11 protein-coding genes are annotated in these 13,343 nt (G+C 32.9%); 5 read left to right on the forward strand and 6 right to left on the reverse strand.

From position 1 onward, the window contains the following. Positions 1-58 precede the first annotated feature (58 nt). The 3 genes from flgG to MOV50_RS12725 all read left to right on the forward strand — a co-directional run bounded on the left by flgG (position 59) and on the right by MOV50_RS12725 (position 3,664). Positions 59-847 (forward strand): flagellar basal-body rod protein FlgG, encoded by a 789-nt coding sequence (flgG, locus tag MOV50_RS12715; RefSeq protein WP_321778272.1) that lies wholly within the window; start codon positions 59-61, stop codon positions 845-847. Between the two features lie 112 nt (positions 848-959). Beyond that, entirely contained in the window at positions 960-3,071 is a 2,112-nt protein-coding gene (locus MOV50_RS12720) for a methyl-accepting chemotaxis protein (RefSeq protein WP_321778273.1), read from the forward strand. Between the two features lie 188 nt (positions 3,072-3,259). Then, on the forward strand, positions 3,260-3,664 hold the full coding sequence (locus MOV50_RS12725; RefSeq protein ID WP_321778274.1) for a diguanylate cyclase domain-containing protein: 405 nt from the start codon (positions 3,260-3,262) through the stop codon (positions 3,662-3,664). Here MOV50_RS12725 and MOV50_RS12730 read toward each other — a convergent pair. The 6 genes from MOV50_RS12730 to MOV50_RS12755 are packed head-to-tail and all read right to left on the reverse strand — an operon-like array spanning position 3,650 to position 11,552. Continuing rightward, on the reverse strand, positions 3,650-5,656 hold the full coding sequence (locus MOV50_RS12730; protein ID WP_321778275.1) for a dynamin family protein: 2,007 nt from the start codon (positions 5,654-5,656) through the stop codon (positions 3,650-3,652). The two genes, MOV50_RS12725 and MOV50_RS12730, sit on opposite strands and share 15 nt — an antisense overlap. Continuing rightward, a complete protein-coding gene (locus tag MOV50_RS12735; RefSeq protein WP_321778276.1) occupies positions 5,653-6,141 on the reverse strand; it encodes a hypothetical protein in 489 nt (162 codons plus the stop codon). The genes MOV50_RS12730 and MOV50_RS12735 overlap by 4 nt, the downstream gene beginning before the upstream one ends. Continuing rightward, positions 6,033-8,021 (reverse strand): dynamin family protein, encoded by a 1,989-nt coding sequence (locus MOV50_RS12740; protein ID WP_321778277.1) that lies wholly within the window; start codon positions 8,019-8,021, stop codon positions 6,033-6,035. The genes MOV50_RS12735 and MOV50_RS12740 overlap by 109 nt, the downstream gene beginning before the upstream one ends. A gap of 50 nt (positions 8,022-8,071) precedes the next feature. Then, a complete protein-coding gene (locus tag MOV50_RS12745; RefSeq protein ID WP_321778278.1) occupies positions 8,072-8,791 on the reverse strand; it encodes a fumarate reductase iron-sulfur subunit in 720 nt (239 codons plus the stop codon). Continuing rightward, complete coding sequence (locus MOV50_RS12750; RefSeq protein WP_321778279.1) at positions 8,788-10,773, reverse strand: fumarate reductase flavoprotein subunit; 1,986 nt, start codon at positions 10,771-10,773, stop codon at positions 8,788-8,790. Before MOV50_RS12750 ends, MOV50_RS12745 begins: the two co-directional genes overlap by 4 nt. Beyond that, positions 10,770-11,552, reverse strand: coding sequence for a fumarate reductase cytochrome b subunit (locus MOV50_RS12755; RefSeq protein WP_321778280.1), 783 nt, complete (start codon positions 11,550-11,552; stop codon positions 10,770-10,772). The genes MOV50_RS12750 and MOV50_RS12755 overlap by 4 nt, the downstream gene beginning before the upstream one ends. Before the next feature lie 207 nt (positions 11,553-11,759). Here MOV50_RS12755 and MOV50_RS12760 point away from each other — a divergent pair, with 207 nt between their 5' ends. Together MOV50_RS12760 and leuB are read left to right on the forward strand one after the other, a co-directional pair. After that, positions 11,760-12,263, forward strand: coding sequence for a 3-isopropylmalate dehydratase small subunit (locus MOV50_RS12760; protein WP_321778281.1), 504 nt, complete (start codon positions 11,760-11,762; stop codon positions 12,261-12,263). Next, a complete protein-coding gene (leuB, locus tag MOV50_RS12765; RefSeq protein ID WP_321778282.1) occupies positions 12,263-13,330 on the forward strand; it encodes a 3-isopropylmalate dehydrogenase in 1,068 nt (355 codons plus the stop codon). The genes MOV50_RS12760 and leuB overlap by 1 nt, the downstream gene beginning before the upstream one ends. Positions 13,331-13,343: the final 13 nt, after the last annotated feature.

The following is a 13,343-nucleotide window of genomic DNA, read 5'->3' on the forward strand; positions in this document are numbered from 1 at the left end:
GCAAGCGGAGTAAAGGGACTTGTTCCTTTGCGGGAAAAATAGACAAAAGGATTTTAAGATGATGCAATCACTCTATACTGCTTCAACAGGAATGTTGGCGATGCAGACACAGATAGATACAACAGCAAATAATATTGCCAATGTAAACACAATAGGGTTTAAAAAATCTCGTGCAGAATTTTCTGACTTGATGTATAAGGTTATGTCTTATGCAGGAACTGCTACAAGTGATGTTACAAAAAGTCCTACTGGTATAGAAGTCGGACTTGGTGTAAGACCAACAGCAATTAACAAAATATTTTCAGAAGGAAGCCTGAAGCAAACTAACAATCAACTAGATATTGCCATAACAGGTAAAGGGTTTTTTAAACTTGAACTTCCAGATGGAACAGAAGTTTATACAAGAAATGGTGCTTTTAAGATAGATGATAACGGAACAATGGTAAACAGTGATGGATATACTCTTGTTCCTCAAATTGTGATACCTGAAGATGCAACAAATGTTAGTATAGCAACTGACGGAACAGTTACAGTTATTCAACCAGGACAAACTCAAGCAGCAGTTGTTGGACAAATATTAACTACAAACTATATAAACCCAGCAGGACTTCACTCTCTTGGAGATAACTTGTATCTAGAAACAGACTCTTCTGGTCAGCCAGTTGAAGGAACTCCAGGGGTAGATGGCTTAGGCATACTTAGACAAGGTTTTGTGGAACTTAGTAATGTTGAGTTAGTTGTTGAATTAACAGACCTTATAACTGGACAACGCGCTTATGATTCTAACTCAAAAGTTATCACAACAAGTGATGAAATGTTACAAACAACAAATAACCTCAAAAGATAGTACAATTTTTAACTAAATTTACTATTTTTATTACCTTTCGTGATACTTTTATGATACAATGAAAAAAGTTTTAAAAAATTGGGTGCCCGAATATCATACGAAAGGAGTTGTTATGTCTGTTAAAATGAAAATTATTGTTTTAATCATTGTTACAATTATTGCTGTTTCTATAGCTATTATATTACAGTCTGTATATAATATTAATGCTATGACAGAAGCCAATATTGTCAAGTATAAAAAAGAAGCTTATGCTAGTAAAGAGCATGAACTTAAAAACTATGTAAGTGTTGCTATTAAATCTATTGAATCATTTTACAAAAGAACAGCAGCAGATAAAATAAAAAAAGAGGTTGAAGCTGATCTTAAAGGTCAAACTAACTTTTTATTTGGAATAATCACAAAAGCTTACAATCAAAATAAAAACAAAATGTCAAAAACAGAACTTCAAAAATATCTAAAATCCATAGTAGCATCTGCTAGATATGGAAAAAGTGGATATTTTTGGATAAACGATAGTGTCTCCAGAATGATAATGCATCCAATAAAACCAGCACTTGATGGAAAAGACCTTTCAAGATTTAAAGACCCTAATGGTGTTTATCTTTTTAATAACATGGTTAAAGCGGTAAAATCAGGAGGAGAAGGTGTTGTTGACTATCACTGGGCAAAACCTGGCTTTGAAAAACCACAACCAAAAGTTTCATTTGTTAAAAAGTTTAAACCTTATGGATGGATAATTGGAACGGGTGCTTATGTTTCAGATGTTACGATGGGTATGAAAAAAGAAGCTTTAAAAACAATAGCTGCTATGCGTTTTGGAAAAAGTGGATACTTTTGGATAAACGATACAGCTCCTAAAATGGTTATGCATCCGATAAAACCAGCACTTGATGGAAAAAATTTGTCAAAAGTAAAAGACCCTAATGGTGTTTATCTCTTTAATGAGATGGTTAGAGTAGCAAAAGCTAAGGGAGAAGGAATGGTTGAGTATAGCTGGTCAAAGCCAGACTCAGACAAACCAGTACCTAAAATGTCTTATGTTATTTTATTTAAGCAGTGGAATTGGATAGTTGGTACTGGAGAATATATTGATAATATTGAGGCTCAAGTACAACAGATGCGTCAAGATTCAAATAATCAAATAACGGCTTTAACTATGAAAATAATTATTACCTCTTTAGTTTTAGCAATAATTATTGGTTTAATAGTTAGTTTTATAGCAGATAGAATAATAGTAGGACCGATCAGAAGCATACTTGGTATAACTAAAGATTTAGCAAAAGGTGAGGGTGATTTAACTAAAAGAATTATTATCAATAGTACAGATGAGATAAAAGATGTTGCTGATTACATAAATGAATTTATAAGAAAGGTTCATGATAGCGTAGATGGGGCTAAGAAATCAAGTTTTGAGAACTCATCTGTATCAAATGAACTTTCAGTTACTGCTCTTCAAGTTGGCTCAAATGTTGAAAAATCTGTAAAAATTGTAGATGAAACAACTGAAAATGCTTCAAGTACACAAAAGCAAATAAAAATTGCCATTAACGACGCACTGGAATCAAAACAAGAGATGCTTGAAGCTAATGATATGTTAAATAATGCTAGAGATGAAATTATAATTCTTACATCAAAAGTTCAAAGAAGTGTTGAATCAGAAATTGAACTAGCTATGAAAATAGAAGAGCTTTCTCGCGACACAGAACAAGTTAAAGATGTTCTTGTTGTTATCTCTGATATTGCAGAACAAACAAATTTACTTGCACTAAATGCTGCCATAGAAGCTGCTCGAGCAGGAGAACATGGGAGAGGTTTTGCTGTTGTTGCTGATGAAGTAAGAAAACTAGCTGAGAGAACTCAAAAATCATTGGCTGAGATAAATGCAACTATTAATGTAATTGTTCAATCAACAGCATCTGCTAGTGATGAGATGAATGCAAATTCTAAGCAGATGGAAGAGTTGTCTGGTATATCAACAGATGTTGAAGGTAAAATAAATTCAACAACAGAATTAGTTCATAAAGCTACTGTAGCAAGTGATAAAGTTGTTGAAGATTTTGAAATTACAGGAAATCAACTAAATAAAATAGTTGATGGTATAAAAGAGATAAATTCTATATCTTCAGAAAATGCAAGAAGCGTTGAAGAGATAGCAAGTGCGGCTGAACATCTAAATAGCTTAACAGATGAACTTTCTACTAAACTAGAGCAGTTTAAAACATAAAGAGCTTAAGATGATGATGTATATTATATCTGTATTAGTAGTTTTACTTTTTACTAGTCTTTACTTTAACTTTCATCAAAGTCGTACCATAAAAAGGTATGACGAAAACAAATCTATCCTAATTAAAAAAGCATACTATAATCCAGTTACAGAATTACCAAACAGAAGTAATATTGATATAGTTATAAGTGAACAAATATCAAGAGCGCACAGACATAAAAAAATATTTTTTATTAGCTGTTGTTAAAGTTATGAATTTTCAAGAAGTAAAATTAAGAAATGAGCAAAGAGCCAATGAATTTATAGTTGAAGTAGGGGATAGGCTTTTAGAGTCTATTCGTGATGAAGATATGCTATCTCACATCTCACAAAATGGTTTTTTAATTGTTTTTAACGAGTATTTAGAAGATAAAAATTCTGATATCTTATTTGAGAGAATTTTAAATGCTTTCAAAGAGCCTTTTGTAGATGCAAAAGGTAGTATAAAGATAGATATAAAAATAGGTAAAAGTACCTATCCAAAGGATTCAGAGGACTCAGCAGGTTTGATTAATGAAGCCACGAGAGTGGCTTTAAACTCAACTGATTCGTAGTTCTTTTAAAATACTTATATTTTTGTTATGACGCTCTTTTCTTTGTTGTAAAAAGTCATGCTTTTCACTGTTTATATGCTTAAACTCTTCCACTAATCTATCGTAGTTTTTATTTAAAAATGTATTGTTTGTGTTCATCATATTTTGAAGTTCATACAGATGAAAACTAATCTTTAACCTTTCTTTTATCTCTTGTAGTTTTGGCTGATAAAGAGAAAATTTTGTAGGATTTTGTTCATAAAGCTCTATAGACTGCTCAACTTTTTTTTCTAAAAATCCAACACAAACTCCAGTTGCATTTTGGTAGTTAAAACTTACAGCAGAACTTAAATGATTAAACTCTGAGCTTATTTTTGCATAAGATGAGTGGATTTCATCACTATATGGTTTTAGTATGTTTTCATAAGCCTTAGACGCAAATTTACGAATATTAGCAAACTCTATATCAGAATCAACTTGTTTTGATTTTCTTATAAACTCATATGGATTTTGCCATCTTCTGATTTTCTTTTTAAGCATTTCATAAACTAAAGCATTATTTTCATTCACTTCATCTTGAATCTCTTTTAAATTCCGAACATATTTTTTAAACATTTTTCCGACGATATCATCATCATAAAACAGATGCTTATAAATAGCGTCTGAGGCAATTTTAGATACTTTGTACTCAACAGGTTCAAATACAGTTTTGTTCTTCAATAAGCCTGCTTTTTGTTTGGAGTATCTAGTTTTGGTGACTTGTTCGATGTGATTATATATATCATTGGCAATAGTGTCTATGATTTCTTCTATTCTACTATAAGCGTCTTTTAATTTTCTTGTAAATCTATTTTTCAAATCTGCAAATTTTTCATCTGCTTCAACTTCAAACTCTTTAAGTTCTGCATCTAGCTCATTGTAGATTTTTAAAAATAATTTATGCTGCTCTATTAAATCTGTGCAAATCAAGTCTATATCTTTTTTTATAGCAAAATCTTTTGAGCTGTTTGCCAAAGGGCGAATATTTTCATCAATAAAGTTTAAAACAAGTTCGATATTAGACTCTTTTAGTAGGTCTATATTTTTACTCAAATCACTACTCAAAATACTTTCTATTTTTTGTTGATACTTTTCATACTCTTTTTGAATATTAATTGAGTTAGAAGATTTTAAACTAGTTGAAAGTGATTTTAAAAACTCTTCAAGTTCTTCTTGAGTTTGTGTGTTTTTATCATGACTTCTTGATTCAAGTGCTTGAATCGCTGAGATAGGAATAACATCACTAAAATACTCCCCAAAGCTTTTTTTAACATACTCAACACTCTGTTGAACTTGAGAAGGCTCAAACTTATCTTTTTGGTTTAAAACACAAAGTGATTTTCCTTGATACTCATTTAGGTACTGTTCTAAAACCTTTGCTTCACTAAGTTTACCAGCATTATCAATGAGAGATAACCAGATGATTCCATCTACTTCTTTTAGCACTCTTTGCGTTGTTGTTGTATCAGTAATGGCTTGAGAATTAAGACCCGGAGTATCAACAAAAACTATATCTTTTAAAAGTTCTAGTGGAACATAAAGGGTTAGGTATTCTATCTCCTCTACAACTTCTCTTTGGTCAGTAAACTTTGAAATATTTTCAACACTTTGATACTCATCTCGTCCATCTTTATATCGTATGCGAATTTTTAATTCATCAGCATATCGTATATAGTTTACTTTTGATGTAACAGGAGTTATTCCTGTTGGTAGTATGTTTTTTGAAAGAAGCGCATTTAAAAAAGTTGATTTACCACTAGAAAATTGTCCTGTAATAGCAACCTTCATAGGCTCTTTAGCTCTGATTTCTAGTTTCAAAAGTGCATCTCGCAACTCTTTGCTAGGTGACATTTTTTCATCAAGCATAGCGTAACTTGTTTTTTTGATTAGTCCTAAAAGATTTTCATCAAACTCTGGAGTGATTTCAATAAATTTATCTTTGTAAGAGGCGATAAACAGATCTAACTTACTCATGAATTTTCTCCAAGATGTTTTAAATCATCTGTGACTTTTTGAATTAACATTATTTTTTGCTCAATATTAGATAATCTTTTAGCGGTATCAAAGGACTTGTCTTGCACTCTTTGTCTAGCTTTTTTTATGTTTTCTTCTTTTGTGTTCATATCAAACTCTATCTTTTTAACAGGTTCTTTACAAGTTGCTTCAAACTGGTTAACTAAATCAATATTTATTTTTTTTATTTTTTTATTAAATTTTTCATATAAGTCATTAAAAGCTTGAGTGAAAAATTCTTCACACTTCTTATCTAAGGCATCTATATCTTTTTTTGAAGATGATTTGATGGCACTATTTACTTGTTCTATTAAGATTAAGTTGCTGCTTACTAGATTTAAGGCTCCAAAATGTTTTTCAAAAAACTCTTTTGCATCTCCTGTGTTATCATCAGCTTCTTTAAATTCTTCAAAATCTCTTTGTATTTTTTCAAAAGAGTTTTGCATCTTTTTTGAAATTGGTATCTATAATCTCGAAGCAAATCAATAAAACCATCTTTTATGCCAGTTTCTATGATAGAGGATATTCTACTCTGCTCAGGTTTTGTTTTGTTTTTTCGTATCTCATAAGATACATCATCTAAGACTCTTCTTTTTATAATATTTTGCAAGGAAGTCATCTTATTTTTAGACATATTTTTAAGAGTTGAGAAGTAGCTTATCAACTCTTCTTTTGATTCATTTATATCTTGATTAAGTTTTGTGATTTTTGTTTTTATTTCTACTATTTCTTCTTGATATTTCGTATGCTCATTTTCAATCTCACTAGCACTTTTGCCTAGTAGTTTTTTCTCTATCTCTAAAGTTTCTTGTGAACTTTTTGCTATGACTATGAGTTCTTTTGTATTTGACTCTATTACTAAAAGAGCCTTTTGTGAATTATCTCCAAAAAGTACATCACTTAGATAACTCTCAATTTCTAAAATTCCTGTTTTTTCAAGTGGATAGCCGATTTTTGTAGCTTCTTCACCTTTACCTATGCGATGCATAAGTGCCATTTTCCCCGCAATTGGAATGAAATCAATCTTATTTATTATTGAATTAAATTGTGCTTCTTTATTTAAATTTTTAAGTTTTGTTTTTATACTTTGTTTTGTATATTCAATAACTTCATCTAGCTCTTTTTTACTTACGGTATCTATGCGAGTTATAACGATTAAGAGTCTCGCAATGCTTTGATAGAGCAGGGTGTCAGTTATAAACTCTATATCTTTTTGTGTCGCTGATTGATTTACATTCATTAGGTGACACATCAAGTCACACTCATAAAGATAGCCTTTTGTTATCTCTTCTCTTTGGATTACAGGGTCATCTAATCCGGGAGTATCAACAATTTCTACTCCATTTTCCACAAACTTTAAATCTGTGTATAGCTCAACACTTTTAACTAAGTTACATTTTTTACCTGAATGTTCTGCTGAAGTATAAGAAGGGAGTTCGTCTATGCTTATCTTAGCACTAAAACCATCACTTGTAATATAGGTATTCAAATTATCTTTGAAGTGTTCTTTTGTTTCTTTTATAAAAGGTTTCATACTCTCAAGAGTAAGGGCACTTTTTTCTATATTTTCCCATTCACTTTTAGTCCAAAAGTTAACCTTTGCACTTGGTTTTTTTGCGTACTTTATAATACTTAAATTTGCTGTTTCAGGTATAACAGAAGTCCCCAATATCTCCTTGCCCAAAAGAGCATTTAAAAGTGTAGATTTACCAGCATTCATAACACCTGTTATTCCGATAGAAAATTTTTCACTTCTTATCTTTTTAGGTATGATTGTTAATCGTTCATACAGATACTCATCTTCTACGCCATTTTTTAGATTATCAACCGCAGTACAGAGTGAGTTTAAAGCACTTTCAAAGAAGTTTGAACCAGTTTTAGCTTTTACTACATGAATGGGTTGAATTTCTTCTTCTTTTACTTCTATGAGAGCTAATAAGCTTATAAGTCGTCTACTTATTTCATAACCTATAATGTTTTCTTTTCTTAGTCTGTCAAATCTTTGTTGTATCTCTTTATTTAGTTTGATATTGCCATTTGCATTTAAAAAGAAGAGAAGCTCTTTTTGAATATACTGAACTCTTTGCTTATCCCATTCATTTAGACCAACAAGAAACTTCATAGCCTCTCGTGCCTCAGATATATCTGAAAAATTATCTATATTTGATGGAGTTACGATAAGTAAGATGGAAGTATAATCACAAAAAGCTTCGTGATTTGATTTTAAAGTAGATGTTAAAAATGTTTTAATATCACCAAGACTCGAAAACAGTTGTTTTGCATCTTCTTTCCAAGTTAGAAGAAAAAAATCATTTATTATATGCATGGACTCTCTTTTTAAAGGATGATAAATTCATATCATCCTTTAGGTAAGTTTTAACGAAGTGCTACTAGTTTACGGCGCATATACGCTATTTTACTTTGTAACGGTAAGTGTTTAGGACAGTTGTCTTCACAAGCAAGTAGTGACATACAACCAAAGATACCATCATCATCACCAATTAGCTCATAATAATCTTCATCAGTTCTATTATCATGTGGATCAGCGTAGAACCTTGCTACTCTGTTTAGTCCAACAGCACCAACAAAATCAGGACGCATAAGCTTAGTTCCACAAGCTGCAACACAGATACCACATTCGATACAACGATCGATTTCAAAAACTTCTTCTGCAATCTTAGGGTCAGATGGAGCTTCTAGTTTTGAGATATCAACATCTTCATTTGTATGAATCCAACTCTCGATTCTTTTACTCATATCATTCATCCAGTTACCAGTATCAACTGATAAATCTTTTAGAAGTTTAAAAGCTGGCATTGGAAAAAGTTCAAGAACGCCATCATCATAATCTTTTGTAAGAGTACGACAAGCAAGTTGAGGAGTTCCGTTTACCATCATTCCACAACTTCCACAGATACCTGCACGACATACAAAGTCAAAAGATAAATCTGGGTCCATTGTTTCTCTGATTTTACTTAGAGCAATAAATAGAGTCATTCCTTCAGTTTCTTCTAGCTTATACTCAACCATGTGAGGCTTAGATGCTACTGAGTTAGGGTTGTATTTTAATGCTTTTATAGTTACTGTTCTGCTCATTTTTTATCTCCAAGTCTTTCATTTTCAGCTTTAAAAATTGGTTGTAGTTCAAAAGGCATAATAGCATCTTGAATTTCGATTCTATCTTTACCATCTGCTTCCATATCTTCGCGCATCTTATCTACTTCTTCTTGACGCTTAACACTTAAGTCATTCTCAATCATCATACCTTTTGCACCATAACCACGAAATGCTGGAGGCATTTCCATTTTCATAATATCTAAGTCTTCATAAGTTAGAGTTGGTAAAGTATCACCTTCATTCCATGAAGCAAGAGTTCTTTTTAACCAGTTTGCATCATCACGCTTTAGGTAATCTTCTCTGTAGTGAGCACCACGACTTTCTTTTCTCTCTTTTGCACCAAGAGCTACACAAAGAGCAAGTTTAAGCATCATTGGAACTCTGTACGCTTCTTCAAGTTGAGGATTAGCGCAAAGAGTTTTTGACTCTACTTTAACATCAAGTGATTTTTTATAAAGTTCTTCTAATTTATGAACTGCCTCTGTAAGACCTTCTTCATCACGGAAAATCGCAACTTTGTCCCACATGATAGCTTTCATCTCATTTTTAATTTCAAATATATCATTTTTACCTTCTTTATTAACAAGGTCATGCATATATTTTTCTTTATCATCAATACTTGCTTGAAGAGTTTTTGAACTAATATCTATGTCATTAGAAGAACAAAAATCAGCGAAATAATCACCAACAATCATACCAGCAACAACTGTTTCACTAACTGAGTTTCCACCAAGTCTGTTAAAACCATGCATATCCCAGCAAGCAGCTTCTCCACAAGAGAAAAGTCCATCTAGTTTTTGAGATTCACCTGTTGCTTTTGTTCTAATTCCACCCATTGAATAGTGTTGCATAGGAAGAACTGGAGCCCAACCTTTTGGACCTTCATCAGCAGGATCAATTCCATTAAAAATTTGACAAATTTCTTGAACATCACGCAAGTTCTTTTCAATATGCTCACGACCTAAGATAGAAATATCTAACCATAAGTGGTCACCATAAGGAGATTTAACACCCTTGCCGTTTCTAATATGCTCAAGCATTCTACGACTTACAACATCACGAGAAGCAAGTTCTTTTTTCTCTGGTTCGTAGTCTGGCATAAATCTGTAACCATCTACATCTCTAAGAATACCACCATCACCACGACAACCTTCAGTAAGAAGGATTCCTGATGGAACGATTGGTGTTGGGTGAAATTGTACAGCTTCCATATTTCCAAGTGTTGCTATTCCTGTTTCAAGAGCGATTGCTGCACCGATACCTTCACAAATAACAGCATTTGTAGTTTGCTTGTAAAGTCTTCCATATCCACCAGTTGCGATTAAAGTACCTTTTGCAACATAAGCACTAAGCTCACCAGTAACTAAATCTCTTACGATTGCACCATAACAGCGATTGTTTTCGTGTATAAGTGAAATGGCTTCTTTTCTGTCTTCAATGTTTACATTGTGCTTTAAAGCTTCATTAGCAACACCAAAAAGCATTGTATGACCTGTTGCATCTGCTGTATAACAAGTTCTCCATTTTTTAGTTCCACCAAAGTCACGGGAGTGAATGTAACCATGCACTTCTTCATCTTCAACTAAAGTAGTTCTCTCAGCATTCATTACAACTTCTCTTGGACCTTTTGTGATTCTTGTCCAAGGCACTCCCCAAGCAGCTAATTGACGAATAGCCTTTGGTGCAGTAGTAACAAACATACGAGCTACTTCTTGATCACAACCCCAATCGCTTCCCTTTACAGTATCTGCAAAGTGAACATCTTCATTGTCACCTCTACTCATTTTAGAGTTACCTAAACTCGCTTGCATACCACCTTGAGCAGCAGCTGAATGAGAACGCTTAACAGGAACAAGACTTAAAACTGTTGTACTTAAACCTTTTGACTGTGAAGCAACCGCAGCTCTAAGACCTGCTAATCCACCACCGATTACTAACGCATCGCAATATTTTACATTCATGCTTTTACCTCTGTGTTTACATTATAATTTTTTTCTATTTGTGTAGTTGGATGGTATCTTTCACCCGCTCTATCTGAATGGTCCATACCGATTTTTAAGTATGCTAAAAGAGTAGCAAGACCAAGAACTAAGAAAAAGACAGTTATTATCCATTTTACTTTTTTCAAAGTTTTTCTTGTTTTCTTTGCATCCTCACCTTCAAACCATCCCCACTTAATACAGAGACGATAAAGACCTATACTTCCATGTAGTTCTACTGCAAAAAGAAGCATAAGATAAAAAGGCCACAGTGTTAACATTCTGTCGCCTGAACCGTATGGTCCAATTGTGCCAGGTTGAGTTAACATAAGGAATAAATGAGCTGAACCAAGGAAGAACATTGAAAAACCAGTAACAGCTTGGATAAACCACATGCTAGTTTCGTCATGCTTCATCATTTTCATGTGAGTTCTATAAATTTGCCATTGTCTAAAGTTTGCTGGAAGTTTTCTTAACCCCATAGCAGCATGAATGATGAATATAATAAAAATAGTACCAACAGCAAGAGATACTAAACCTGGTTTAGGCTCATCAAAAAACATACTTCCTTCCATAAACTTTGTAAGTGTGTACATAAAGTCTTTACTTATCAAAATTGTTGATACAAAAAACATATGCCCCCACATAAATAAACCTAAAAACAACCCTGTTGCACTTTGAATATAATCTAACTTTGCTGGTAATCTACTCTTTTTACCATCCACAGACTTACCTAAAAACCCTTCAATAAGGTCACTCATGTATACATCCTTTTGTGTTTTTACCCAAGATTTAACTCTTTTGGGGAATTTATGGAACAATACTCCTTTTTTGATTAAAAATAAGTTAATTATTATAAGTATTTGTGAACTTGATAACTATGTGATGGTCAAAAAATCTTACTTTATATGATTGAAATATCATTTTGGATATAATCCCAAAATATTATATAAAATCTAGGAATTTATATGCAAAAAGCAAATATTAGCGGAAAAGTTTGGACATTTGGAAAAGATATTGATACGGATTTAATTATAGCTGCGAGATATCTTAATACTTCTGTACCAGAAGAACTAGCACTTCATGTTATGGAAGATTCTGCTCCAGACTTTGTAAGTAAACTGGCTAAAGGCGACATCATAGTAGCTGGCGATAATTTTGGTTGTGGAAGTTCAAGAGAACACGCTCCCATAGCACTAAAAGCTGCTGGAGTTGCTGCTATCATCGCTCCAACTTTTGCAAGAATTTTTTATAGAAACGCTTTTAATATGGGTCTTCCTATTTTTGAACTTGAACAAAGTAGTGAGATTAGTGAAGGTGATGAAGTGAGCGTAGATATGAATGCTGGAACAATCACAAATAAAACAACAAATAAAACATATAAATTTAGTCCTATTCCTGAGTTTATGCAAGAACTAATAGATGCTGGTGGATTAATGAACTTTGCACAAAATGAGATTAAAGGTAAATAATGAAAAACTATAAAATTGCAATAATAAAAGGTGACGGGATAGGTCCTGAAATAATAGATGAGGCAGTGAAGGTTTTAGATGCTGTTTCAGCTTGTTCAGGTTTTCATTTTAAGTATGAAGAGGCTCTTATGGGTGGTATCGCTTACGATATGACAGGAAACCCTCTTCCAAACGAAACTATCAATATTTCACTTAACTCAGATGCTGTACTTTTTGGTGCTATTGGTGGAGATAAATGGGATAATCTTGCTCGAGAGTTAAGACCAGAAAGTGGACTCTTAAGATTTAGAAAAGAGCTTGGTGTTTATGCAAATCTCCGTCCTGCTATCGTTTATGATGAACTTATAAATGCATCTTCGCTTAAACCATCTGTGATTAAAGGTGTTGATTTGATGGTTGTTCGTGAGCTTATTGGTGGTCTTTATTTTGGTGAGCCTAAAGGTCGTGATGAAGATAAGGGCTGGAACACTATGGTTTATACTCGATCAGAAATTACGCGTATCGCACATCAAGCATTTCAAATTGCAATGACACGAAGCAAAAGAGTTTGCTCTATTGATAAGGCAAATGTTTTAGATGTTTCTCAACTTTGGAGAGATGTTGTTACTGAAATTTCAGCAGAGTATCCAGAAGTTGAACTAAGTCATATGTATGTTGATAATGCGGCGATGCAACTTATTCGTGACCCAAAACAGTTTGATGTAATGCTAACAGGAAATATTTTTGGAGATATATTAAGTGATGAAGCTAGTATGCTATCTGGTTCTATCGGTCTTTTACCATCAGCATCTATAGGTTCTAAAATAGGTGTTTATGAGCCTATTCATGGTTCAGCTCCAAATATTGCAGGTTTAGGTATAGCTAATCCTATTGCTACTATTGCATCTGCATCTATGATGCTTAGATATTCTTTGGATGAAGCTCAGGCAGCAGATAAAATTGATGCAGCAATAAAGAGAACGCTGAGAGAAGGTTATAGAACGCAAGATTTAGCACAATTTGATGCTAAAGAAGTTTGTTCAACTAGTGAAATCGGCTCTATCATTGCCAACTATATCTCAAAATAGATTTTAAACAAAG

Origin of the sequence: Sulfurimonas sp., assembly GCF_029027585.1 — a bacterium.
In the GTDB taxonomy this organism is placed as follows: Bacteria; Campylobacterota; Campylobacteria; order Campylobacterales; family Sulfurimonadaceae; genus Sulfurimonas.